At 33.2% G+C, this 25,742-nt stretch carries 25 protein-coding genes; 4 read left to right on the plus strand and 21 right to left on the minus strand.

Annotated elements, in window-relative coordinates; all coding sequences use genetic code 11:
* The first annotated feature begins 11 nt into the window (after window positions 1–11).
* On the plus strand, window positions 12–626 hold the full coding sequence (locus tag RM706_RS04280; RefSeq protein WP_311349790.1) for a TetR/AcrR family transcriptional regulator: 615 nt from the start codon (window positions 12–14) through the stop codon (window positions 624–626).
* Here RM706_RS04280 and RM706_RS04285 read toward each other — a convergent pair.
* Genes RM706_RS04285 through RM706_RS04295 form a run of 3 tightly spaced genes read right to left on the minus strand, consistent with a single transcriptional unit; the run spans window position 623 to window position 3,218 of the window.
* On the minus strand, window positions 623–1,678 hold the full coding sequence (locus RM706_RS04285; RefSeq protein WP_311349791.1) for a glycosyltransferase family 9 protein: 1,056 nt from the start codon (window positions 1,676–1,678) through the stop codon (window positions 623–625). The two genes, RM706_RS04280 and RM706_RS04285, sit on opposite strands and share 4 nt — an antisense overlap.
* A complete protein-coding gene (locus RM706_RS04290; RefSeq protein WP_311349792.1) occupies window positions 1,662–2,267 on the minus strand; it encodes a DUF4254 domain-containing protein in 606 nt (201 codons plus the stop codon). The genes RM706_RS04285 and RM706_RS04290 overlap by 17 nt, the downstream gene beginning before the upstream one ends.
* A gap of 27 nt (window positions 2,268–2,294) precedes the next feature.
* Window positions 2,295–3,218, minus strand: coding sequence for a hypothetical protein (locus RM706_RS04295; protein WP_311349793.1), 924 nt, complete (start codon window positions 3,216–3,218; stop codon window positions 2,295–2,297).
* Window positions 3,219–3,257: 39 nt separating this feature from the next.
* Here RM706_RS04295 and RM706_RS04300 point away from each other — a divergent pair, with 39 nt between their 5' ends.
* Window positions 3,258–3,479 (plus strand): DUF6341 family protein, encoded by a 222-nt coding sequence (locus tag RM706_RS04300; RefSeq protein ID WP_311349794.1) that lies wholly within the window; start codon window positions 3,258–3,260, stop codon window positions 3,477–3,479.
* A 24-nt stretch (window positions 3,480–3,503) separates the two neighbouring features.
* On the opposite strand, the gene purD is transcribed toward RM706_RS04300, so the two are convergent.
* The 9 genes from purD to RM706_RS04345 form a co-directional block, all read right to left on the minus strand.
* Complete coding sequence (gene purD / locus RM706_RS04305) at window positions 3,504–4,778, minus strand: phosphoribosylamine--glycine ligase (protein ID WP_311349795.1); 1,275 nt, start codon at window positions 4,776–4,778, stop codon at window positions 3,504–3,506.
* A 42-nt stretch (window positions 4,779–4,820) separates the two neighbouring features.
* The gene (locus RM706_RS04310) at window positions 4,821–5,801 is read right to left on the minus strand and encodes a UDP-glucuronic acid decarboxylase family protein (RefSeq protein WP_311349796.1); all 981 of its coding nucleotides are present in this window, start codon (window positions 5,799–5,801) and stop codon (window positions 4,821–4,823) included.
* A 3-nt stretch (window positions 5,802–5,804) separates the two neighbouring features.
* Window positions 5,805–7,157, minus strand: coding sequence for an undecaprenyl-phosphate glucose phosphotransferase (locus RM706_RS04315; RefSeq protein ID WP_311349797.1), 1,353 nt, complete (start codon window positions 7,155–7,157; stop codon window positions 5,805–5,807).
* Between the two features lie 26 nt (window positions 7,158–7,183).
* Window positions 7,184–7,921 carry a WecB/TagA/CpsF family glycosyltransferase gene (locus RM706_RS04320; RefSeq protein ID WP_311349798.1) on the minus strand — a complete coding sequence of 246 codons (738 nt, stop codon included), beginning with the start codon at window positions 7,919–7,921 and terminating at the stop codon, window positions 7,184–7,186.
* 66 nt (window positions 7,922–7,987) lie between these two features.
* A complete protein-coding gene (locus RM706_RS04325) occupies window positions 7,988–8,989 on the minus strand; it encodes a polysaccharide deacetylase family protein (RefSeq protein ID WP_311349799.1) in 1,002 nt (333 codons plus the stop codon).
* Window positions 8,990–8,991: 2 nt separating this feature from the next.
* Window positions 8,992–9,849, minus strand: coding sequence for a sulfotransferase (locus RM706_RS04330; protein ID WP_311349800.1), 858 nt, complete (start codon window positions 9,847–9,849; stop codon window positions 8,992–8,994).
* The gene (locus RM706_RS04335) at window positions 9,839–10,354 is read right to left on the minus strand and encodes an acyltransferase (RefSeq protein ID WP_311349801.1); all 516 of its coding nucleotides are present in this window, start codon (window positions 10,352–10,354) and stop codon (window positions 9,839–9,841) included. The genes RM706_RS04330 and RM706_RS04335 overlap by 11 nt, the downstream gene beginning before the upstream one ends.
* On the minus strand, window positions 10,347–11,588 hold the full coding sequence (locus RM706_RS04340; RefSeq protein ID WP_311349802.1) for an O-antigen ligase family protein: 1,242 nt from the start codon (window positions 11,586–11,588) through the stop codon (window positions 10,347–10,349). Before RM706_RS04340 ends, RM706_RS04335 begins: the two co-directional genes overlap by 8 nt.
* Window positions 11,581–12,666, minus strand: a complete 1,086-nt coding sequence (locus RM706_RS04345) for an O-antigen ligase family protein (protein WP_311349803.1) — start codon at window positions 12,664–12,666, stop codon at window positions 11,581–11,583. Before RM706_RS04345 ends, RM706_RS04340 begins: the two co-directional genes overlap by 8 nt.
* Before the next feature lie 416 nt (window positions 12,667–13,082).
* Here RM706_RS04345 and RM706_RS04350 point away from each other — a divergent pair, with 416 nt between their 5' ends.
* On the plus strand, window positions 13,083–14,153 hold the full coding sequence (locus RM706_RS04350; protein WP_311349804.1) for a glycosyltransferase family 4 protein: 1,071 nt from the start codon (window positions 13,083–13,085) through the stop codon (window positions 14,151–14,153).
* Here the strand turns inward: RM706_RS04350 and RM706_RS04355 are convergent.
* The 9 genes from RM706_RS04355 to RM706_RS04395 all read right to left on the minus strand — a co-directional run bounded on the left by RM706_RS04355 (window position 14,150) and on the right by RM706_RS04395 (window position 25,294).
* A complete protein-coding gene (locus tag RM706_RS04355) occupies window positions 14,150–15,259 on the minus strand; it encodes a polysaccharide pyruvyl transferase family protein (protein WP_311349805.1) in 1,110 nt (369 codons plus the stop codon). The two genes, RM706_RS04350 and RM706_RS04355, sit on opposite strands and share 4 nt — an antisense overlap.
* Window positions 15,256–16,245, minus strand: coding sequence for a nitroreductase family protein (locus RM706_RS04360; RefSeq protein ID WP_311349806.1), 990 nt, complete (start codon window positions 16,243–16,245; stop codon window positions 15,256–15,258). The genes RM706_RS04355 and RM706_RS04360 overlap by 4 nt, the downstream gene beginning before the upstream one ends.
* The gene (locus RM706_RS04365) at window positions 16,242–17,522 is read right to left on the minus strand and encodes a flippase (RefSeq protein ID WP_311349807.1); all 1,281 of its coding nucleotides are present in this window, start codon (window positions 17,520–17,522) and stop codon (window positions 16,242–16,244) included. The genes RM706_RS04360 and RM706_RS04365 overlap by 4 nt, the downstream gene beginning before the upstream one ends.
* A 268-nt stretch (window positions 17,523–17,790) precedes the next feature.
* The gene (gene wecC, locus RM706_RS04370; RefSeq protein ID WP_311349808.1) at window positions 17,791–19,011 is read right to left on the minus strand and encodes a UDP-N-acetyl-D-mannosamine dehydrogenase; all 1,221 of its coding nucleotides are present in this window, start codon (window positions 19,009–19,011) and stop codon (window positions 17,791–17,793) included.
* Window positions 19,001–20,143 carry a non-hydrolyzing UDP-N-acetylglucosamine 2-epimerase gene (gene wecB / locus RM706_RS04375; RefSeq protein WP_311349809.1) on the minus strand — a complete coding sequence of 381 codons (1,143 nt, stop codon included), beginning with the start codon at window positions 20,141–20,143 and terminating at the stop codon, window positions 19,001–19,003. The genes wecC and wecB overlap by 11 nt, the downstream gene beginning before the upstream one ends.
* Before the next feature lie 48 nt (window positions 20,144–20,191).
* A complete protein-coding gene (locus RM706_RS04380) occupies window positions 20,192–21,181 on the minus strand; it encodes a hypothetical protein (protein ID WP_311349810.1) in 990 nt (329 codons plus the stop codon).
* A complete protein-coding gene (locus tag RM706_RS04385; RefSeq protein ID WP_311349811.1) occupies window positions 21,178–22,866 on the minus strand; it encodes a DUF6909 family protein in 1,689 nt (562 codons plus the stop codon). Before RM706_RS04385 ends, RM706_RS04380 begins: the two co-directional genes overlap by 4 nt.
* A gap of 47 nt (window positions 22,867–22,913) precedes the next feature.
* Complete coding sequence (locus RM706_RS04390; protein WP_311349812.1) at window positions 22,914–24,419, minus strand: GH3 auxin-responsive promoter family protein; 1,506 nt, start codon at window positions 24,417–24,419, stop codon at window positions 22,914–22,916.
* Window positions 24,420–24,424: 5 nt separating this feature from the next.
* Window positions 24,425–25,294, minus strand: a complete 870-nt coding sequence (locus tag RM706_RS04395) for a M23 family metallopeptidase (protein WP_311349813.1) — start codon at window positions 25,292–25,294, stop codon at window positions 24,425–24,427.
* 182 nt (window positions 25,295–25,476) lie between these two features.
* Between RM706_RS04395 and RM706_RS04400 the strand changes: the two genes are divergently transcribed.
* On the plus strand, window positions 25,477–25,671 hold the full coding sequence (locus RM706_RS04400; protein ID WP_311349814.1) for a Sec-independent protein translocase subunit TatA/TatB: 195 nt from the start codon (window positions 25,477–25,479) through the stop codon (window positions 25,669–25,671).
* The last annotated feature ends 71 nt before the right edge of the window (window positions 25,672–25,742 follow it).

Genomic DNA, 25,742 nt, shown 5'->3' on the forward strand with positions numbered 1-25,742 from the left:
AACCAAATCTTATGGAAATCAATTTAGAAAATAGTAAAATGCTCCATCTTATGAGAGCAAAAGGCCTTGAGCTTTTTTATAAGAAAGGCTATTACAATACCTCACTTACCGATATTCTCAAAGACCTATCAACTACTGAAGCAGTTTTCAAATATCATTTTCAATCAAAAGAAGATTTTTTCATCAGTATCGCCCAGAACTTAATATTACAGCGTACCCTAGACCTGTTGATTGAGCCTGTTTCGTACAAACAAAACCCCTTTTCTCTGATACTTGACATGTTTGAAAATGAAATGGACAAGGTTACAAAAAGCACGACTGATTATGGTTTTATGCTATCTAACTTCATGAACGAATTCAATAACCGAAATCCTAGAATTAATAAATATCTATTGGATATTTTAAAAATATGGGAGATTAACTTGGGCACACTACTTAGAAAAGGACAGTTAGATGGTTATGTAAACCATCATATTGATTGTGAAAGTGCCGCAAATCACGTTATTTCGTCTTATTTTGGCATTAGAACCTTAATGGTAGAGGGTAATACAAGAACTTTAAGTCAACAGTTCTTACAACAATTGCGCTACTATTTTCATTCAATATCACAAAAAATAACAGCTTAATCATTTTTCTCCAGTACACTAACCACTTTTTGATAAACATCATCTGGACTAATGCTCTCCATTGCTTTATCATATCCTGCAGGAAATTTATTCCCATATACTGAAGTTGGAATTAAAGGATATTGACTTCTATCTGCACAAAGAGAATTCTCTTCAGATTGACCAAAAGGTGCAAACCCGGCATAGGGATGGGTAACTCCCCAAAGTGTAATCACAGGTATACCGTAGTTAGCGGCCAAATGACCATTACCACTGTCCATGGACAACATTACCCTTAAATTCGAAATAAGGGCAAGCTCTTGTTCAAAAGACAATCTGCCAGACACATTGACAACATTGTCTCCAAGCTTTTCAGCTATCTTGTCTAAGATTTCTACTTCTTTTTTACCTCCACCTAACAATAGTATCTTGACATTTGAATACTGAGATATCTTTTTGATTACTTCTTCCATTAATATCAAAGGGTACATTTTACTTTTATAAGCTGCAAAAGGGGCGATGGCCACTAAGCTTTCCGACTCATTTACCAAGGGTAAAATCCGTTTCGGCAAAGCTACTTTTACCAATACATTATCGTTCAAAAGGGTGATAGGAAAACCGAGTCTCTTAAAAACATCAGCATAGCGTTGGTGAGTGGTCTTTAAAGGTTTGAAAACTTTGTCTTTCTCTTGAACAAGTAATTTTTTTTCTTTTCTGCCTTTATTGACCTGAACAAATAGAATACCCCTAACCTTAAAAAAAAGTTTTAAAATAGAACTGCGTAATACATTGTGAGTATCCGCTACAGCATCTATTTGTAAAGCAGATAACTGTTTATATAAACGGTACAAACCCAATATCCCTTTATGTTTAGTTTTTACCTCAGCAGAAAAAAAAGAAACCCTAGGAATATTCTCAAAAATGGGCATAAATCTTTCTCTGGTAAGAATGGTGATATTAAGCAATGGATACTTTTCGGTAAGTGCCAAAACACATGGAACCAGCATAGCTACATCGCCCATTGCAGACAGGCGGATAATCAAAATGTGATTAATATTAGCCTTTTTGCCCACGCAAAACTGGGTTTAATTCATCATCGTTATACATCTTCATTTGCTTATAGACTTTCATATACTTTTTGCCAGTCGCAATATCGTCAAGAAGAATATCAATAGCAGTAGATAGGTCTTTTCGCTGTTCTAGGAGAATACTCAACTTTTTTGAACAGGCTTCTATATGGCTTTGTGTTGCATCTTTTCGGTCAACCTCTTCTTGCATGTGGTAAATTTTCAAGGCCAAAATAGATAAACGATCAATGGCCCATGCAGGGCTTTCTGTATTAATTCCTGCATTATCTGCAATTTCAACATCTCGATATTTTTCTAAAAAATAACTATCTACATATTCCACAAGATCTGTTCTATCTTGGTTGCTAGCATCTATTTTTCGCTTTAAGGCCAGTGCATTAGTAGGGTCGATATTTGGGTCCCTAATAATATCTTCATAGTGCCATTGTACCGTGTCAATCCAATTTTTGCGGTATAAAAGATGTTCTATACTGTTTTTATCGTAAGGATTCTGAAAGGTTTGATCAACGCTATCAACAATATGATATACCTCAATGGTTTCTTGAAAAATCTTATTCGCTGTCGTACTGAACATTATGATTGAATTTTTTGCAAAGATACATTATTGAGTCAGGTGGAAAACTGATATAACCAAAGAACCAATTATAAGAATGCTAAGTAAAGCCTCCTTAAATCTTTTGTTTCTAATCGTCTCAAAATAATTGGTCAAAAAAACAGAGGTGGGGAAAAAAGTATATAAAACTACATAGCGACCGTACTCTCTTGATAAGAAAATTACCAAAAATGCGGCTACAAAATAAGCTAACAGGATACGCAAGGAAAGTATACGGCCAATACCGCGATTGCCAAGTTTTACTAAGGTTATGAAGATGATTGTCAAGGTCAGAATCAAATAACAAACAATGTTTATGTATGTGCCGTAGTCAAAACTGGTGTTTATTGTAAAGGTATAATGGTTTTCAACAAAACTCCAATCATTAAAGAGAGCCATATACGCCATAACACCCATTATGAAAACCACTAATGCCGCAAACGGCATCAACCAATTTCTGAGCTGAGCTGCTGAATAGATATAAATACCAAAAAAAATTGGAATTAAAAACACTAAAGTCCATTCCACCAAAATACTGGACAAAAAAACAAATAAGGAAGCTTCAAAAATCTTATAGATAACACGTTTATCAAATTTTAATGCTAAAACTTTATCCGATGCCATCAAAATCAAAAAATTGCTAACGATAGCTTTATCACTGAGCAAAGCCGGTAAAAATACAGCTAGTAGCATGGCATAAAAAAGCATGGTAAATGAGCTTAATTCGGCTAGTTTATCGGCTTTAAGTGTTGGGTTTATTGCAAAAAACGTCAGTAATATAAAGAAAAGGCTAGTGGATTTTTGCGGAAAGAGATTGTTCTCAAATAAGTCTTGTGATGAAACCAATATAAGAATTACATAAATCAATATGCAAAAGCCTAAAATGACTAAATAGTTAATAGGTTTTGTTTTACTAAAAAAACTTGAAATCATTTATGCTTTTCGTATTTTTGCAATATAAATATAGCTAAGATGAAAGCATTTTTTTACGGTATAGAAGACTTATTTGTAAATGTTCTTTTCGCACCCTTTGATTTACTTAGGTTTATGGAAAGCTGGTGGTCTTCAAATATGGTGAACTGGTTGTTTATGATTATTGGTTTAGTGGCTTTTGTTTATTGGATGGGCCAATTGAAAATCTTTAATGATAATAGCGAAGAAGATAAGAGCATTACTTCACATTCTTATTTATAGTCTCGTCCCTTTAAGTTTTTTGTTTTATAAATCGAATCCAATATCTTTTCGATAGTATCTCCCTTCAAAATCAAATTGATTCAGACTTTTATATGAAGTCGACAAGGCCTCTTTGAAACTCTCCCCGTAGGATGTTACTGCTATAACGCGACCTCCATTGGTTACCACTTTATCCTCTTTTTTAGTCGTACCTGCGTGAAATAGTATTGAATCGTTGGTGTTTTCAAGACCTGTAATTTCTTTTCCTTTTTCGTAGGTTTCTGGGTAGCCCCCTGAAACTGTCATCACGGTAACCGCTGCCCTGTCGTCGTCTATTTCTAAATTTATTTCGTTCAAAGATTGGTTTTTTAAGCTTTCAAAAACCGTAACCAAATCATTTTTGATACGAGGAATCACCACCTCGGTTTCAGGATCACCCATACGAACATTATACTCGATTACCTTAGGTTCACCTGCAACTTTAATTAATCCGATGAATATAAACCCAACATAAGGAATATCATCCTTTTTTAAGCCCTCTATAGTTGGTTTTACAATACGCTCTTCTACTTTGTCCATAAAGGCCCTATCCGCAAAGGGAACCGGTGAAATAGCCCCCATACCGCCAGTATTTAGGCCAGTATCACCTTCTCCGATGCGCTTATAGTCTTTTGCCTCTGGTAATATTTTATAGTTTGTGCCGTCGGTCAAAACAAAGCAGCTCAGCTCGATTCCATCTAAAAACTCTTCTATAACCACTTTTGCACTAGCTGCGCCAAACTTGGCATCGACCAACATCGTTTTGAGTTCCTCTTTTGCCTCATTTAAATTATTTAAAATCAGTACGCCTTTTCCGGCTGCAAGTCCATCTGCTTTGAGTACGTAAGGAGGTGTCAATGACTCTAAAAAGCGATATCCCTTTTCTAAATCATCTTTCCCAAAACTTTGATAGGCGGCAGTAGGAATATTGTGGCGCATCATGAATTCTTTTGCAAACTCTTTACTCCCCTCGAGGGTTGCTGCAAGCTTTTGAGGGCCAACGACCAAAATATCTTCTAACTCCTTATCATTCAAAAAGAAATCATGGATTCCATTTACCAAAGGGTCTTCAGGACCAACAAGAACCATATCCACACTCTTAGTTAGCACTACTTTCTTTATCGAATCAAAATCATTTACTGAAATGAGAATGTTTTCTGCAATTTCGTCAGTCCCTGCATTGCCTGGAGCAACAAAAAGGTTATTCAGAATAGGACTTTGGGCTATTTTCCAAGCTAGTGCATGTTCCCGACCACCAGAACCTAAAATAAGGATGTTCATTATCTAAATTTTGGCAAAAATAGGATTTGAAAAATTCTTACGTCACGAATTTTTTGAAAAATTACGATGTTCTTTTTTTTGTAATTCTTCCGAGGATAAAGATTTAAAATATTCAAAGACTTTCTTAAGCCCTTCAGAGCGGTGTACTTTTGGTTGCCACCCCAATATTTCTTTAGCACGAGTAATATCAGGTTGTCTTTGCAAAGGGTCATCTTGTGGCAATGGTTTATAGATAATCTTTTGATCGGTTCCCGTGAGTTTGATTATTTCCTCTGCAAATTCCTTGATTGTCGTTTCATCGGGATTACCAATGTTTACTGGTTCTACATAATCACTCATAAGCAATCTAAAAATTCCCTCAACTTGATCATCAATATAAGTGAACGATCTTGTTTGCGAGCCATCTCCAAAAACAGTTAAGTCTTCACCGCGTAATGCCTGACCCATAAAAGCAGGAACTACACGGCCATCATTTAATCGCATTCTAGAGCCATAGGTATTGAAAATACGGACAATACGTGTTTCTAATCCGTGATGGCGGTGATAAGCCATGGTAATTGACTCCATAAACCTTTTTGCCTCATCATAAACGCCCCTAGGACCAATAGGACTCACATTACCATAATATTCTTCATTTTGGGGATGTACCAAGGGATTCCCATAAACTTCGGAAGTAGAAGCTACTAAAATTCTAGCATTCTTTTCTTTTGCTAAGCCAAGCAAATTAAGAGTCCCCAACGACCCAACTTTTAAGGTTTGAATAGGAATCTTTAAGTAATCAATAGGGCTTGCAGGCGAGGCAAAGTGAAGAATATAGTCTAAGTCGCTAGGGGTATGAACAAATTTAGTCACATCATGATGCGAAAATTCAAAATTCTCATTTTCAAAAAGATGTCCAATATTCTTAAAATCTCCGGTAATTAAGTTATCCATTCCAACAACATAATGACCTTCTGCTATAAATCGATCACAAAGATGTGATCCCAAAAAGCCTGCTGCGCCGGTTATTAGGGTTCTTTTCATTTTTTAGTATGCTTTAGCCTCTCCTTTTATTGCATTAAGAACGGTTTGAAAAATTATTTTGATATCCAAGAACAATGACCAGTTCTCAATATAAAATATGTCGAACTTAATACGATTTAAAATATCAGCATTATACTCTATTTCGCCCCTATAACCCCTAACCTGGGCAAGACCAGTAATGCCCGGTTTTACAAAATGCCTCACCATATATTTGTCAACCTTGTCAGAATACTCATTAGTATGTTTGACCATATGAGGCCTTGGCCCAACAACAGACATCGTGCCAAAAAGCACATTGTAAAATTGCGGCAGTTCATCAATACTTGTTCTTCTTAAAATCTTACCTAACCGAGTGACACGCATATCATTTTTGGTGGCTTGAAAATTGTCTGCATCATTATTTGGAGCCATTGATCGAAACTTGTAACAATAAAACTCTCTATTGTCAACCCCATTTCGCCTTTGTCTAAAAAAGACAGGTCCTTTAGATTCTAATGAAATAAAAATTGCCAATATTGGCGTTAACCAAGACAAAAGACCTAAAATTATCACTAGTGAGAATAAAACATCAAAACTTCTTTTCAAGAAAGAGTTAATAGGATTATGAAGTGGAATATCTCGTAATGAGAGTACGGGTATATAATCGTAATACTCAAACTTCAATTTTTTTGAAAAGACATTCTTATTATCAGGAATGAACTTTAGGGTTTTCAAATTGTTGTCGGCAAAATTTATAAATTGTGTCAATTCATCATTTTTTAGCTCAGAAATGGAGCAATAAATTTCATCCACCATATTATCAATGATAAACCGAAAGCAATTTTCTAAATCGAAATTTTCTTTTTTAGGAGAAAACTGCCTCAAAAAACTATATCCAAACTCACTTCTTTCTTTAAAAACAGTAACCAATTGATTCGTTTTTTTGTTCTCTCCTATAACCACTACGTTACGCAAATTACCTTTGACACGTTCCCGATATTCCATCAACAATAAATAACTCAAAAACTTAATAAATGAAATAGCAATGAATACATAAATGAAATACTGGCCAAGGGCAAGTCTACTTATCACAGGCTGCTTAAAGAACCCAATAAAAGCATAAAGTATCAAGAAGAAAAAGACGAATTGGGTAAATATAAGACGTAAAATATATGCCACTTTGGTAAAACGATATATTCCATAAAATTCGTTTTTGGTCGATAAAACTATCCAACATAGAGATATGTATGTATGAATCAGGTAAGGGGTCTGAAAATTAATAGGAAGTGCATAAAGAAAAAGATTTATGATACTTAAATCTATTCCGTATGAAACAGGGGTAATTAGGTTTGAATATCGATGTTGTTTAAAAAACATTCTAGAGGTTAGATTGAGTAAAGATATTAAAAGCCTAACTTCTCTTTAATCAATAAAAAAATAAACTTACTGTTTCCAACTAGATAGCGCTTCCACATTCGTTTGGGTTCTTGAATAAATCTATAAAACCACTCCAAGCCCGCATTTTGCATCCAAAGAGGAGCTCTTTTGACTTTTCCAGACACAACATCAAAACTTCCTCCAACACCCATGATAAAATTCACTTTCTTTAGTATTGCCTTATTTTGATACAAAAAATTCTCTTTTGTTGGCGAACTAATAGCAACAAATAAAATATTTGCCCCGCTATTAGAAATATCAACTGCTATTTGTTCTTCATCATGTTTATTGAAATAGCCGTTTCTATAACCAGCAATAATATTTGGGGAATATTTTTCAGAGTAATTCTCGACAACCTTAGTAAGGACATCTTCCTTAGCTCCAAAGAAAAAGATCTTATATTGTTTTTGATGGGCTAATTCCACCAAGTTTTCCATTAAATCTATTCCAGCAACTCTTTCTTTTAACGGCTTACCAAGTACTCTGGAAGCCCAAACTACAGCTTGTCCATCAGCATTTATTAAATCACTATTGTTCACACTTTGTTTTAGCTGAACGTCTTTTTGCATTTCTACAATCTTACCCGCATTTACAACTACATGATGGAGATGATTACCTTGAGAAATAGAATCCTCAACTACCTTCAAAGTCTCTTGCATGTTAAGATTATGAATATAACTACCAACTATTTTTATCTTGTCCATTTCTTAATGTAAGTGAAAATAATTTTTCAACCAAGGCGTGACCGCAGCTTTTAAGACTAATTAAAATCAGTTTTTAAATAATTCTCTATATGTTGTATAATTATTAATTTTTGCTGAGGTTTTTATAAATTGCTTTACTTTATAAAGGGAGTAAGGAGTAAATGATTTAGGATGGCCTATCAAAACAAAATTACCATCTTTATCAGTATTCTTTTGATATTTTTTAAATGCTCGGAGTATATAACTTGCCTTAAAACCATCTATTGAGACAACACTATATGAAGATTTACTCAACAACCGTATTATCTGTTTTTTTGACAAGGATATTGCGTTTCCATTACCATAAGGAATGTGCTTTTTTTTCTTGAATATTTTTATAATTACAAAACGCCAAAAAAACCATGGGTTAACCTTAATTGAACTAATAGGTATTTCTGTAAACTTTCCATTGGGATCTTCAACAGTTAAGTCTTCAGAAAACCGATATTGTGTTGAAAATTGAGAAACACGGCTGAAATCAAAAAACTGATGTTCTGATTTGTATAAACCATTCGGATAAACGGTGCTATCTATAAATATATTATTAGCTTCTAACGCCTTTTTTATTTTCTTAAAAGGTTGCGCACACCAACCACCTGCCCTAAACGCAACTGGCGCTATATCTGTAATTTCCTTTAGGATAGAATTATATCTTGTTATAATATCTAATATTTTCTCTTCACTAAAATCTGAAAGTTTATAACGTGATGTATCAAAAATCCATTCTTTTCCATTGAAAAAAGAATCTTCCCAATGTGGATGGACATGTAGTTCTATACCATGACCATTTGCTGATAAATATTTTATTTGGTCGGTTATTCTATTCCAGTCTTTAGCCAATTGCGGAAATTCATCTTTTTGGTTATTCAATCTTACTAAATAACCTGCGTCAACAAAACATGTAAATTTTATTTGATAAAGATCAACTATTTTTAGTAGAGCATTAGTTGGCTCAATAATGCATTTCTCACAGGAACCACTATTTTTTCCAAAAAAAAGCTCATAATCCAGTGTAATAAAAATATTCATTATTAAACTTTATACCTATTAAAAATCATTAACGGGAAAGATAAAATATAGTAAATTATTTGTTTTGGCCTAGATATATTCTTTTTCCATTTATCATCTATTTTTATTCTTATTTTGCCACTACTTTTTAATCTATTACCCCCAACAATGTGCGGAATTTCATATGTTTCTTCTAATTGATATCCCTGTAAATCTAAATCAAAGATATGATTGTAAATTTCAACTAATGTTTCTTCCGTATTCTCAGTGAAATTCTCATATTTCACTTTAATAACATCTTTATCTAACCAACAAACTATCTGACCAAAGAAATTGATTAAATAATAATATACAATTGTAGATACTGGTGTTTTGGTGGTCTGCACTTTTTTTGAAAAGGAGTTTATTACTCCTCTAACATCCCTTACCATATAAATTCCCTTTATTTTATTGATTTCGCTCTGTTTTAGCATTAAATAACGGGCTATATATTTTGATGAATCTAAAAGCCATTTGTCCCCTAGCTTATTATTTATCTTTTCAAAAATTGAATTTTGAATTTTGATATACTCTGGTTGACTTTTATTAAATAACAATAAGGTTAGAATGTTCTTATGTTTTTGCTTTTTCTTGGTTAGTTTAATTATATCAACTACATCCTTTTTAGTATAACCTAGCTCTTCGATAATTGGAGACCAATTATCGCACACATTAAGCGGAACGCCACAAGAACAGGGTCTACTATGCTCTAAATGCTCAAAAAACTGATGCATCTCCCCTAATGTCTTGATTTTTGGATGGTTGTTCAAGACAGTTGCAAGCAAGGTTGTACCACTTCTTCCAGCTCCAAGTAAATAAATCAAAGAAACCCTATTGCTCATTCCGAAATTTTATTACTTTGGCAGGAACACCGCCTACGACTGCAAAATCAGGAATATCCTTAGTAATTACCGCTCCAGCGGCGACTATGACGTGATTCCCAACTTTACACCCTGCAGTAACTATGACATTTGCCCCTAACCAAACATCATTGCCTATAAAGGTTTTAAAATAATCTTTGCCTTGCAATCTTATTGGTATTTCCAAATTGCTATACTTATGATTTCTTGAGTATATTTTGACGTCTGGCCCCATAATAACATCATCCCCGATATATACATTGGCTTGTATCATACATCTTGTTCCTAATTCTGTGTTATTGCCAATAGTAGAGTTTAAAGAGATTTCAGCTCCTTTCTTTACCCTTATTTTCTTTCCTGATTTTTTTAGATACCTTTTAACCATCCAATTTCTTAATCTTGGAAAAAACAAAGCGTAAGGCCTATAATCTTCCGGGGTATCCTTCAATAAGATTATATAAATAAAATAAAAAAACTTTCTAATCATTTTTGTTATTGTTAATTAAAAAGATTGTTCCAAAAAGTGCCACGAAATTAATACCCATGTTTCTAATAAGATAATTTTCAAATAAACATATTATGGCGATAATTATTATAAAAGCAGTAAGTTGAAAATCATCTATCCTAAAAGATAAATATAAATTGAACCCTATATATATTAACAAAAAACTTAACCCAAATAACCCAAATTCGATACTATAACCTAAGTATTGGTTATGCGAATCATACTTGTTAGAAAGGGAAGTTCGCATAGCTCTTACTTTATATTCTTGGTTCAATAATAATCTCGCTGAGCCACAGCCATAGCCAAAAATAGGTCTTTGTTCTATTAAATTAATACTCACTAACCATCTTGACATTCTTGAATCTGCTGTTATATTAGAACTAGTATTTGTACTTGCAACATTATCATTAAGTTCCCATCTGGTCCCATTAACAAGCTTATTATAAACATATGTGTTCTTTAAAAAAAAACTCCCAAATAAAGTGAATAATAAAATGATACCTAAAGCTATCATGCTTTTCTGAACTGATAAGTATTTGAAAGCCGAAAAAATAAGTAATAGTATTCCTATGAAAAAAATAACCCTTGAATTTAAGAACAATAAACTCAAGGCTACTAACATGGTTAAGCCTATTTTTACTCCTTTTTTAAGATTATACGTAGTTCTCCATAATAAAGTTAGCATTAATAAAAAATAACTTCCAAGGTAGATAGGATGCATGCTGCCCAGAGGTTCTATAAATTTCATTCCTACATAATCATAGCTTAACAGCTTAAGCAACGGCAAATTTGCATAAATAAATCTGTAGGTATTAATTGATAGCAAATAAAGCATGCTAATGCCCGATCCAAACACCAGCCCTTTTGTTGCCCATTCTAAGGTTTTAATTTTAGATATATCTGTTCTCAACAATAAAATAGGCAACAATAAATAAAAAATACATTTGCCTATTTGTAGCATTGCCTTATCTAAGTATGGTGAATAAAGTGTGCCAATAATAAATGGTAGAAATAAAACAACTGTTGATCCTAAAAATAATATTGGTCTCTGAATAAGAACTCTGTTTATTCGTTTCCCTGTTAACAATGACCCTACACTAATACAGATTAAAATTATGACCCAAAGATTACTAAATGAAGTCTTTAAAGGAAGAAATATTACGGCTAGAAAAAGACAGTAATATGTTGTTTTTTCAAGGCTGAAATATTTACGCATCTAACCTATTATTAGTCTTAAAAAACATGAGTGATAGAGATAGCCCAATGAAAAAGCCCGCTATCCCGGAGCCAAAAATATGTCCAGATAAGTTTGCCACCACTATAAGAAACCAAAGAAATACTAATATAAATTTTGCGTAATGGTATCCATTTTTATTACGTTTTAAGTTTCTAGCATTCATGTGCCAATAAAAAATAGTAAGAAGTAATGTTACTAAGCCAAAAATTCCTGAGGCAAACAATAATGATAAAAAATCAATTTCTGCTAAATGACCAGATAACTCGAGATGATAATTTTGCCCATACCCAAATAATTTTCCCTCAAAAGGGAAGTTCTTATACGCATCCCATCCTTTTTCGATGAAATTATTTCTATTTGAGAGAATAACAGTAATTATGTTGTTGTCATTACGCAGTAAGGAATTTTCCAATTTATCAATAATACCAGATTCTGTAATTCCAACATACATCAAAACACTTAGCACTGGAATACCAAAAAAACCAGCTATCCAAATCAAATTAATCCATTTCTTTTTTATGCTATATTTAATTGAGCAAATCAGCGGAATCATAAAAACTAATATTGTTCCTCCAATAATGGTTTTGGAAGTAATGAAAAAAGATAGTGTGAGAAAAAAAAGGAAAAACGCACCATACATTTTATAGTTTTTTTTCTGCCAAACGTAAATCCCTATTATAAAGGCTAAAGCCAAAGTCAAGATGGTTAATTCATTTCCAGCATATATATATCCTTTCGTTCCTATTGGGTTGTTAAAGCCATGATTGTAAAAAGCCATCCCAAAACCAAGTGCTCCTAAAAAAATATTAAATACAATGAGCCCAAAAGATCTTGATATTATAAGTTTTATCTTTTTATTAAGGTCGGGAAAATAACGCCCCTGAAATAGGTTTTTAAAGTAAAAAAAACTTAGCGGTACATTGAACCACTTAGCAGAAACAATTATGTCATTAAAAAGGGCCGAAAAGTCTCCTGTTTTCATAAAACCAGATAGGGGTCCAATCTGAAATACAATTAATAAAACAGCAATAAAATATATGTCTTTTGATTTTAACAACCTTAAAAAAATCAAAAATATTAGAACTAGCTTAAACAACTGGCTAATGGGTAGCTTTCCATAATTTAATATGACAAACCCATTAATCATATCAATAAGTACGATATAACTTAAAAGGAATAGAATTATTCTATCTAATGAGTACAATCTAATTTTCAACAGGGTCAACCATTTTTAAATGTGTCCAAAGCTACTAATAATGGATGTTATTTAGACAATAAAGCCTTTTTTGAGAAAATCATGTGTATTACCTATTCCTACTATTAGGGTATTTTAGTAATAATCTAAAAAAGAATAAAGGATGATTGTCTATAAATAAAGCATTAACTTCCTTGTCTTTAAAAAAAGACATTAACTTTTAAGACGAATAAACTTATTTTTTAGAGAAAACCATGCGCCTTTTCCTTATTTCTAACATGTTTCCATCCGATAATGATCCATTATTTGGCATATTCGTTAAAAACTTTAGATTAGAATTAGAAAAACAAGAAGTTGACTTTAGTCGTTCTGTGCTAATAAGAGGGAAAACCAAATCTCCATTAAAAAAGTTATTCAAATATCTTGTTCATTATTTAAAAATAATCCAAATATTTTTTGGCTTTAAATATGACTTAATTTATTTACATTATTTAACTCATCACATTCCAATCCTATTGCCTCTTATCATGCTCAAAAGAAGACCTCTTGTGATTAATGTCCATGGAAGTGATATCATTGGCTTAAAAAATCAAAAACTTCTAAATATAGCTGCAAAAATAATTCTTCTTAGAATAGATTTGCTTGTAGTTCCAACGATATATTTTAAGGAAAAAGTGCTAAGCCTCTATCCTTTCATATCCAAAAATAGGGTATTTGTTAGTCCATCTGGCGGCGTTGATTTGCAAAAATTTCATACTCTTCCATTAAAAAAAGACAGAGATAGAACTCTTACCCTAGGTTTTGTTTCGAGGCTTACTGAAGATAAGGGATGGAGAATATTTCTAAATTCAATCTTAATTTTAAAAAGGGATAAGATTAAAATTAAAGCTATAATTGTTGGAAAAGGAGAGAGTGAAAATGAGATTCTCTCTAAAATAAAAAAAGACAACCTAAAAAAAGAGATAGATTTTTTAGGATTTGTCCCTCAGAATGAATTGATTAATATCTATAATAGTATAGATTTATATATATTCCCTACGTATCGTGAAGCTGAGAGCTTAGGGCTTACAGGAATTGAAGCCATGGCATGTGGTACACCCGTTATAGCCTCTAATATCGCTGGCCCTTCAACTTACATTAGGCATAACGTTAACGGGTTTTTATTTCCTCCCAAAGATTCTGAAGCATTAGTAAAGGAAATAAAGAAATATATCGACATGAGCCAAGAAGAAAGACTCAGAATTTGTCAATCAGCTCTAAAAACAGCACAAGAGTATAGCCAGAGTACTGTAGCTAACAATTTAAAAAAGAAATTAGAATATTTAGTGAAAGCGGATATCTCCTCTTAACTGATTATTGATGATTCTAAATAATTAAGTGAATTTTCTCTAAGACCTCTCAAAATATTTCTTTGCCCTTCAACATTTTCAAGATTAGTATTGAGTTTATAAAAGTCTTTTTCATTGCGCATAAGTCTATCATCAATCTTCATTAATTCTAATAAATTTTCTTGCCTATTTCCAACTTTTTTCGAGGAGATTGCCGCAAAAGGTTTTTCAAAATTAATTGAAAAACACAATCCATGAAAAGAATCGGTAATTACGAAACTTGCATTAGCAAAAAGTTCTATATAATCCTTAGGTCCCGCCTTATTAATTTGATTATCAACTTTTTGCATTGGAATTAAGCCCTTATCGATTGAATAAACTTTATAATTTAATTTCTTAGAGAAAAACAATATAGCCTTTCTTATGAGTTCTGTTCGCGGCACAGAATAAACAAGGATATATTTTTCTTTTGGTTGTTTAACTGGAATATTAAGTTTTTGCAGCCACTCTTCTTTAGAAAACAATAAAGTAGGGTCTAAAACTTGTTGTACTTTTTTATCGGGTAAGATTTCCAGTAACTTTTGTCGTCCATCCGCTTCTCTTATTGAAATTTTATTGAAATCCTCTAGCCATTCTTTAACCTTAGGTTTTTCACTATTTGTAAATTGGTGGTGGCCAATACTAGAGGCATATGATATTTTTTTACTACCTTTAGGCGCAAATGATAGAAAAAATATTGGGTCTAATATGTTTTTAGAACTTACAATTTCAGGATTCCATATTTGATCACTACCGCAGATATAAAGATCAAAACCCATATCAATTTTATTTAGAAGTTCCTCTCGCTTAACTTTTTCGCTAAGAACCATATTCTGTTTTATAAATTTATTGAACTTAGATAGCATTTTGGAACGCGACGAAAAGTTTAAAACATCATGTCCCAGCATCTTGATTCCACGAATGGACTTTTTAAACCTAAAAAGGTCCATGTGGTGAGACAAATGATTCTTTTGATAATTAATCACAGTAACATCCCCATATTTAGAAAGAGCTTGAATGGTGGCATAAGCCTGTAAAATGGCCCCATAGTTTGTAACGTTATGTATTGTTATTAATCCTATTTTCATTTTAATTCTAATTTACTTAGCACCTCATCTAACGGTCTTCTTGTTGAACTACATACCTTGTTAACATCATCTGGGTATCCTACCATCATCATCATAATAACAGTTTGATTAGGCTTAATATTAACAACTTTTCTTAATGCTTTGTCCATTTTAGGTGTTTGACTCCAATTTAAAGGGCATGAAGCTATTCCCAAAGAGTGCAAAGCGTACATTATGGACATAGAAATAAGACCACCTTCAATCCAATGCTGATAATGTTCTGCCCCTGCAAAAAAAGCTTTTAAATCTGTAGAAATTATCAATAAGTTTGGTGCATTAACACCAAATGGTTTATTACCATTCTGATAGTGTAATGCTTTTTGAATTGTATCCTTATCGCTTGTGTGAAAAATATGCCAAGCCTGTCTATTACATACGGATGGTGTTTTCATTGCCAGCCTAATTGCCCTATTTACATATTCATCACTAACAACTTTTCCATTAAATTCTCTTAAAGAGTATCTTGAAAAAAAGAAGTCTTCTGGTTTGTTCAGAATACCCTTTCTAAAGCTAGTTTCTGGATATACTAATGCGCCATGTTCCTCTTTAGATTCAAAATCCATCTTATTCATTGCTAAACGCATCTCTTTTGATTTAGCCAAGTCTTTATTTGGCGGAAGGTCTAAAAACTTCTGTAAAACCTGTTTAGCAGCCTTATCATGATACCCATATTCACCAATTGAGTTAGCTATCTTAAGTCTTGCAAATACCCGTTCTGCGTTTTTCCACCCGGACGTTGGGTTTCTTTTTTTATAACTTAAACTTTTTTCTAAGCCATGGTAAGCCATTACAGAATTATAATTTCGAGTTTCCTTATCGCTAAGGTTCTCAACCCAACCACCATAAAATAAAAATCTTTTAAAATCATACATAAATCCATTAAACCCATTGAAAATCCTATAACCACCCCTAATTAATGGTCTAATCTTTCTCCAAATAACATTCATTCTTTTAGTGTTTTTCTAAAAACTCTTTTTTTAACAGCGAAATAATACAAGGTTAAGAGTAATAAATTACTAATGACAGTAGCTATAGCCGCACCCATAGCATCATAGTATGATATCAAAAATATATTCAATACTATATTAAAAATAGCAACTGTACCCATTAACAACACCTTTAATTTCATGTGCTGTTTAGTAACAAGTGTTGCTCCCAGGCTATAGGCAACAAAAGAGATCGGTAATGTTAATGATAATATTTTCATTAACTGAATTGAAGATTCATATTCTTCTCCAAAAATAATTGAAATAAATATGTGAGAGAAAAACAATAAAATCAACATAATAGAAAATCCAGCTAAAATCATAGTCAAGTTTCCAAGTTTATAAGCCCTATAAAATTTTTCCCTAGAGTAATTGGCCCATCTATGATATTTAGGCATTAGAAACTTGGAAAATAAAATAGTCGGAATAATTAATAATGCTGAAAGAACTACATAAGAAACATTGTAATAACCTGCTTCGATATCTCCAGACATATATTTGACCATAATGATGTCGCTCTGAATATATATAAATGCAAAAATGGTGGCCATTCCAAAAGGCCATGCTTCACTAACAACTTCTTTTATGGTTGGTTTTAATTCTTTTATATTTCTTTTAAGACCATGCCCTTTTAATTCAAACCTACCCCTGCCCATATTAAATAATTGTTTAACCCCTATTATTGTTAAAACCATTCCAATAAAAGCATATATGATTCCAATATCAATAACGCTTAAAGAGATATCGAACAAATAAAAGCCAGCAACGACTAAAATTAGTCTAGATAAATTTGGCAGGAGCTGCCAAAAAGCCACTTGATTGTACTTTTCTTCTAGTTGAAGTTTTGATGAAATAAGCTGTACAGATACATTGCCATAAATGAAAAAAATAAATAATAAAAGTAAGTTTTTGGTTGTATCATCATTAAAATTGAAGAGGTTTAAAAACAATATAACCAAGGAAACAAAAATAATTGAAATTAAGACAAAATATAATGATGGTTTAACCCATCTAATACCGCCCCATCCCTCTTTACCAAAAAGCTTTAACCAAACTTGTGCAATCCCAAATCCTGAGATTAGAGAAAATATTTTTGTTGTCGCCAAAGCGGAAGAAAAAATTCCAAACGCAGCTGGTCCTATTTGTCTTGCTAATATTGTAAAAATTAGGAACGTACTCCCACTACTAATTAGAGAACCCATTGAAAGTAATGAGAGTGACTTTATCGTTTTAATCATTAAGATTTATTTCTACACTAATAATCTACTGACGCTTGTTTAGAGTTCATCATAATCTTCTTCAATATTACTTACATAAAGATTGGTTTAATAAGTTATACTCTTTTTTCTTACAAGAATTAGGTTCTTAACTTTATAACTAACCATTTCTTTTCAAGGTTTTAGGTCAAACTCCTCTAATAAAGCTATATTAAGATTTCTAGAAAAAATAATTCATATTCACTATCGCCGTCTAATTCTTTTTGCCCTATGATTTTTAAATAACTTTTTAAGATAAATTCAATACACCACAAAAATCTAAAACAACTTTTTCTCTTGATAATTCTAAATTTTTAAATTGGTCATGAGCCACTAAAAACGCTATGATGTCAGCGTTATCTATAGCTTCCTGATAGTAGGTCAATTTAAAAACTTTATGGTTCTCTATATTAGGTTCGACTATATAATATTCCTCATCATTAGCGTTTTGTAGAACTTTTTGGGCTATATATTTAGCTGGGGATTCTCGAAGATCATCGATGTTTGGTTTAAAAGCTAATCCCATTAAAGCTATTTTAGGTTTCCTACCATGCTTAATCTCAAATTGCAATTTTGCTGTTTTAACCTTTTCAGCACACCAGAAGGATTTATAGTTGTTGATTTCTCGAGCTGTTCCAATAATTTTTGATTCCATAGGATAATCAGCAACTATAAAATATGGGTCTACAGCAATACAATGACCTCCAACACCACACCCTGGTTGTAATATATTTACTCGGGGGTGCTTATTTGCCAACTCAATAAGCTCCCAAACATTAATATGAGCCTTATCACAAATTAATGATAACTCATTGGCAAAAGCTATTTGTACGTCTCTAGAAGAATTTTCAACAAGTTTGCACATTTCAGCTGTTCGTGCATTAGTCTTATGTAAATCACCTTCAATGAATTCTTCATAAAAAGCTATAGCTTTTTCTGTAGAATTATCATCAATGCCACCAATAACACGGTCATTATGCACTAGTTCGTACATTACATTACCCGGTAAAACCCTTTCTGGACAATAAGCAATAAACAATTTTCCTTTTAGTTCTGGGCGTGTTTCATAAATGAGTCCCATCATTTTTTCGGTAGTTCCAATCGGTGAAGTTGATTCAATAATATAAAGATCACCTTCTTTTAAAAGTGGGATAATACCCCTTGTTGCCGCTTCAACAAATGAAATATCAGGTTCATTTTTGTCTTTAAATGGGGTTGGAACAACTATAAGATAAGTGTTGGCTTCAACGGGTTTTGTCGAAGCTTTTAAATAGCCCTCTTTTACAGCTTCAGAAACTGCTTCATCCAATTCAGGTTCAACAATATGTATTTCACCTCTATTTATGGTATCAACAACTGTTTGATTAATATCCACCCCATGGACTTGAGTTTTGCTTTTTGCAATTAACGCAGCAGTGGGAAGGCCAATATAACCTAAGCCTATCATAACAACCCTTGGTTTATCGCTCATTCTCATCTTTTAAAATGTGTTCAACAATTCTGTTACAAGCTTTACCGTCTCCATATGGATTATGAAGTCTTTTCATTTGATTATACCATTCATAATTATCTAAAAGCTTTTGGGTTTCCTCAACAATTTTTGTCTGATTAGTTCCTACCAATATTACAGTTCCAGCTTCCACGGCCTCGGGTCTTTCAGTAGTATCCCTCATGACCAAAACAGGTTTTCCCAAACTTGGTGCCTCTTCCTGAACGCCCCCACTATCTGTTATTATCATATAGGATTTTTCCATTAACCAAACAAATGCAGGGTACGAAATAGGTGCTATCAGGGTGATGTTTTCTATTTCTTTTAAAAGATTGTAAACTGGTTTTTGCACATTTGGGTTAAGATGAACTGGGTAAATTATTTGAACATCTTCATTGTCAAGGGCGATTTTTTTAAGTGCTTTACAAATATTAATAAATCCTTGCCCATGATTTTCCCTTCTATGACCTGTAACTAAAACTATTCTTCTATTCTTATTTAGTATGCCTTCGAGTTGATTTATTTCATTATCTGCAAAATCTACTGATTTTACTTTATTAACACTGTATTTTAAAGCATCAATAACGGTATTGCCTGTAACTACAATTGAAGCTTCTGGTTTATTTTCTAATACTAAATTTTTTTTCGACGTCTTTGTTGGAGAGAAATGAATAGTCGATAGAACTCCGGTAACACACCTGTTCATCTCTTCAGGAAAAGGAGATTTCATATTATTGGTTCTTAACCCAGCTTCAACATGACAAACTATAGATTTTGAATAAAAACCCGCTATACTGGTTGCCATAGTTGTGGTTGTATCACCATGAACATAAATATAATCTGGCTCGAACTCTTCCAGTATCGGTTTTAATCCAATTATGATATCAGCAGTCAAGCTATAAAGATTTTGATTGGGTTTCATTAAATCCAAATCGTAATCGGGCTTTATCTCAAAAAAAGACAATACCTGATCAAGCATTTCCCTGTGCTGCGCTGTTACGCATACCTTGGTTACAAAATCATCTGGGTGTTTTAGAAACTCCATGACCAATGGTGCCATCTTTATAGCCTCAGGGCGGGTGCCAAAAACGATAAGGTTCTTCCTTTTTAACATATGAAGTTTGTTATAATCCTAGTCTTTTGCTTGATTTTCAATGAAATACTATATTTCCTTGGACTTTTTATTTAGAAAGATTAAAACCGAGGCTATAAAAAACCCAGCCAATAAAGTTAAAGGGATTAAGACTATGGTTTTTCCAAAAACCGATTTTTGGACCTCTTGTGATCTACCAAAATTTAAGAGTTTAATTGCTTCTGTCCTTTGTTTTAATTCTATTTTTTTTGCTTCAATATCTTTAATCAGATTGTTTTTAAGTGTAAATAATCCAGTAATATTAATGCGCTCTTGATTGTCTAATACTATTCGTTCTGACCCAGACAAAACACCTTTCTGTGCCATCTGTTTTGAATAATTAGATATTAATTCGTCGACCTGTTTTAGTAATGCTTTGTTTTCTGTAATTCTGGTTTGGGCATTTTCACGATAAATTTCAATTAGGCCGCCAAAATAATCGTTTGAATTAATGTACTCCATAACTTTTTGCGCAAAAATTTTCCCATTTTCAGCATTTTTATAAAAGAATGTTATCCTATGATTAAATGAGCTTTTATTCTGTAATTCTGCTCGAACAATATCAGTAACAGCATCCGTATTTTCAAAGCTCTGCAAAAGTTCTAAAAACTTCATTTCACTTTCAGAACTAACCTTACCATCATCTATAGGTGCAATTTCAACTTTTAGCCCATCTAAATTGTCCATTTCAATCCCGATACTTCTAAAAAAATCTAAGTTTTTGGCCCTTATGTTTGATTGAACTTCGTTAATGACATCATACAAATAGTTTTTGCTTTCCATTTGAGGTTTTACAATAACCTCCGTTTTCAACTTTTTAGTAATTATCTGACTTAAGCCAAATCCTATTGCAGCACCAACAACAATAAGAATTAAGAGAATTAAGGCGTTTTTCTTAAAATATAAAAACAGCTTAAGAATAAAATTAAAAAGTTTGTTGAAACCCCTCCCAATCAATTGAAACAACTGTCCCAAATCTATTTCATCGGAATTAGTATTGTTTGTTTGATTATCTGTCATAGTTGGTCAAATATTTGTTCTAAAATTTTATCTGTAATTAAATATGTTGGTTTTACTCCTGTTGTACCCAAACCACCAGAAGCTAAAGTGCTACCTGTTTTTAATGGGTTGTCAGACGCATAATATGCATATCTTACTTTAACATCATTCTTAATGCTTTTTCTAACTTTTGATGCAGATTGGATTGCTTTCTGATAGTGTACTCCTTCCATCTCCAATCCAATAACATTCCAGGTGGAATCATAGAAGAATTGTAAAATATCTTTATTTTGAAGTGATGTTCCCAATACTGTCACCATGGTACCTTCCAAAACTTTTAGGTCATATCCTTCAAAGTCTTTTGTGCACAATTCATTTTTAAAAGGGTAATTATCGGCTGTTCCTTCAAAAATATGCGCCAAAGGAATCATTAAATCCCCTTTGCCCCCTTCTAATATACCTGCTTTGCCCATGATAGATAATGAATCCACATTCAGAAAAATAGCTTCATTTTTACTTTTGTATGGCCTGAGCAGCTCGTCAATGGTTTCATAGGCTTGCTCGCCAAATGCGTAATCCATTACAAATATAACGGGTTTTTCTACTGTCTGTAAGTCCGTTTTAAAATCATAACAACATCCTCCTTTTTCAACTTTGGCCATGTCAAAAATCTGAACGTCAATATTCGCCCCTGATTTATCATCTATATAAATCATTCCATTCTTTTTGGCAAAATTGATAACCTTGTTTCTCAGGTTTTCATTTTCCGTCAAACTCAATGATTCATAAATCTCTAAAGCATTTAAGTTTTGAAGTTCTTTTTTCAATGCAACTTTAGCAAACAAAGAATTCATAACACTATGCATATTGGCACTTATAATATGAATAGGTCTTTCAAGTAGGTCATGTTTCGCCAAGGTTTCCTTAATGATCTGAGCCCAGCGTTCACCATGAATGTGATGACCAAGTCTCTCGCGGAGCAGAGGACTAAATGTAATTGTCCTTTTGCTACCGGTAGTTTCTTCTTCAATCGCCAATTTGCCTAGCCAAAAAATAATTTTCAAAAAGCGATCTTCTACTTTCTGAGTTGATAATTTTTCATGTATTTCTACTACCTCTTCAAAAGAACGGCCTAGAATATTTGCTGTATGAATCAGAGCGACCTCACGTTCCGCATCAGAAGGGTCTTCATTTTTTATATAAGCTTCTAATTTGTCCCAATCCCTTAAAGTGGTTTGGGTTTCTTCAAAAAATACCTTCTCACAAATTTTGGTGGATTCAATGAATAAAAAGGTTAGATGAGTTAGGATGTCGTAAATATCAGACCTGCCTCTGGTAATCTCAATATTCATTTGCTCATCATCAATACGATAGCAATTTCGTCGTCGTTTTGGAGGGATTATTGGTTTTAAGTGTGATTTAGAAAACCCTTCATCAGAGGTCAGGTTTATAAAGCGACACTCTTCTATTCCTTCAGGTAATCTTTCGAGAACATATATTAGTCCATTAAGTTCGCTTTTTTCTTCAGCAACACTACCATAAATCTCTGGGCGGAGCACCAAAAGGGCGCTTCTAAGGGCATTCCCCGAAACTCCAGAAGGTTTATAAAAACCCCTGTTCAACAAATGTCTCATGGTTACGTAAAGTCGTTCTATAGCATTTGTTGATTCCTGCGCTCGGGTAGTTTCTTTAATTTTACTGGCCATGTATGATTTTCCATGCAAAAATACACCAATTAGCCAAACTTAATGCTCTAACCTTTTGGATTAAGTTTATGTTTCTGAAGACCGTCGGCTAGTTTTCTGTCATTGCAAAGTCGTTGAATTTTATTTTGACCTCCTAATTTTCCGAGTGATTTCATATATTCTAGAAATCCGTTCTGCACAATCTTAGTAACATTAAGCTTTTGTAAGATACTGCCAACAATTAGGTCGTAGTAATAGCTATTCTGGTCTTGCATGGCTTGATCCAAGACAGTAATAAATTTTTCTTCGTCATCGGGTTCTCTTTCAAATTCTATGAACCATTCGTGATAGGGCAAGCCACTATCGGGATTTGTTTGTGGAGCAACAGTAAATTCGTTTACCATTGCATCTGTTGCCTCAATGGCCAAACGCATTGCTTCTTCTACTTCTTTAGCAATAACGTGTTCGCCAAATGCTGAAATAAAGTGTTTAATGCGACCTGAAACGATTACTTTAAACGGTTTCAATGAAATAAACTGAACGGTATCTCCAAGGTTATATCCCCACAAACCCGCATTGGTACTAATAATCATCGCATAGTTGACATTTACTTTAACGTCTTTTATGGTAAGTCTTTGCGGATTTTCATCAAAAAATTCATCCGCTTTAATGAACTCATAAAAAATACCTGCATCTAAAAGTAAAAGCATCCCTTTCTCATGTTGCCTTTCTTGATAAGCAAAGAAGCCTTCGCTTGCGGGGAAAAGTTCAATACTATCCACTTTACGCCCAATCAGGTTTTCGAATTTAGCACGATAAGGTTCGTAATTGACCCCGCCATAAATGAAAAGTTGAAAATCTTCAAAAAGTTCGCCTACCTTCTTTTTGTTTTTTTCTTGAAGTTTCTCAAAATACATTTGAACCCAAGACGGTATGCCTGCAATAACGGTCATATTCTCGTGCTCAGTTTCCCTTACAATCTCATTGACCTTGGTTTCCCAATCTTCGATACAATTGGTTTCCCAACTTGGCAAACGGTTTTTCTGTAAATAGTTGGGCACATAGTGTGCTGATATGCCTGAAAGCCTGCCAAGCTTTATGCCATTCTTTTCTTTAAGAATTGGGCTTCCCTGCAAGAAAATCATTTTTCCATCTACAAAATCAGCATTGCCCGTTTCATGAATATAGTTCAAGATGGCATTTCTAGAAGCCTCGACTTGATTCTTAATGGATTCTTTTGTTATGGGAATATACTTGGCACCTGAGGTCGTTCCCGAGGTTTTTGCAAAGTATGTTGGTTTGCCCGGCCAAAGCACATTTTCTTTTCCATTTACTATTTGTTCTACATATCCCTTAAGGGCTTCATAATCGCGTATTGGCACTTTTGCAACAAAATCTTCATATGATGAAATGCAATCAAAATCATGATCTTGCCCAAATAACGTTTTCCTACCATTTTTTATCAAAAAATGGAAAACGTTTTGCTGCGCTTGTATCGGATTGGTAATCCAAACTGCATTTTTTTTTGAGATTTGTTTAGCAAATAGCTTTGCTGCGAAGGATTTTAAGGACATTGAAACTAGTTAAAGTCAATAAAGTCTTGTGGGTTAACAGGTTTTCCCTTTACCCAAAGCTCAAAATGTAAATGGGGCCCTGTTGTAAGCTCACCCGTATTTCCAACAGATGCGATTACCTCTCCAGCCTTTACTATTTCACCTTGAGCTTTACTAAGAGAACCATTGTGTTTATAAACCGAAATCAAATCATCTTTATGTTCGATAATAATAACATAACCCGTGCCTGCTGTCCATTCAGAAAAAATAGCGATCCCGTCCGCAACAGATTTCACAGGTGAGTCTTGTGGTGCAACCACGTCAACAGCAAAATGCTTTTTTTCTAAATCATAACCTTGTGAGATGGTACCGCTAACAGGAGAAAACAATATATTGCCCAAGTTCTCAGAAGTACGCTCAAATAAATTATACTTATCTTCTAATTCAACCTCCTCTCGAAGTTGCAAGTCTTCTTGTATTGGTGCCAAGTTTATATTTGAAGGATCTAGTTTATAGCGCTCAAAAAGGGAATCTCTATTCATTTCATTGTTCTCGATATCACCACGTAAAACCAATCGCACATTTTCTAAATACTTATTGGTATAATTTAAAACAGTAACTAAAGAATCTGTTTTATACGTAAGTTCGGTGGCCTGTCTTTTCAATCTTGTAGAAGAATACCCAGGAATATATTCTCGAAGCGGGCTAAAGGCGATCAATAAAGTGGTAAAGCCAATTAAAACAATAATAAAGAGCGTGCCAGTGACAAAAACGTTAAGTCTGCTAAGTTTAAAAGAAATCTTTTCTTCAAAAGTGTTTTCATTAAGTATCACTAGGCGATACTTGTGCAGCAGCTTTTTCTTGATTTCCTTTCCCTTTTTTGGTTTTTTAGCCATATACAACAAATATAATCTTAGATTTTAAAATGCCAACTGGTTAAATTAATTTGTGAAACATTTAGCAAAAGTACATTCTGGCTTAACTAACAACAATTTATTTTATGTAATTACGTTTTTAGTAAGCCGAACACTTGCGTGTTTTTTTACTACTTTTACATTTCATTAAAATTGTTCATGATATGACATCTTTATATATATTTCTAGGTCTTGTTGGTCCATGGCAAATTGCTTTAATCGTTGTTATAGTTCTTCTTCTTTTTGGGGGTAAAAAAATTCCTGAATTAATGCGTGGTCTTGGTAGCGGAATCAAAGAGTTTAAAGACGCCTCAAAAGAAGATGAAAAATTAGAAGATGGCAGTGAGCCTAAGGCTTAAATCCTTTTTTTTGCCTCTTTTTATCTGCTTCTTTCATTAAGCTATTTTTAACACAACTACTTCTTTTCGCT

The sequence above is a fragment of the Croceitalea rosinachiae genome (assembly GCF_031846445.1).
Taxonomy (GTDB): Bacteria; Bacteroidota; Bacteroidia; order Flavobacteriales; family Flavobacteriaceae; genus Croceitalea; species Croceitalea rosinachiae.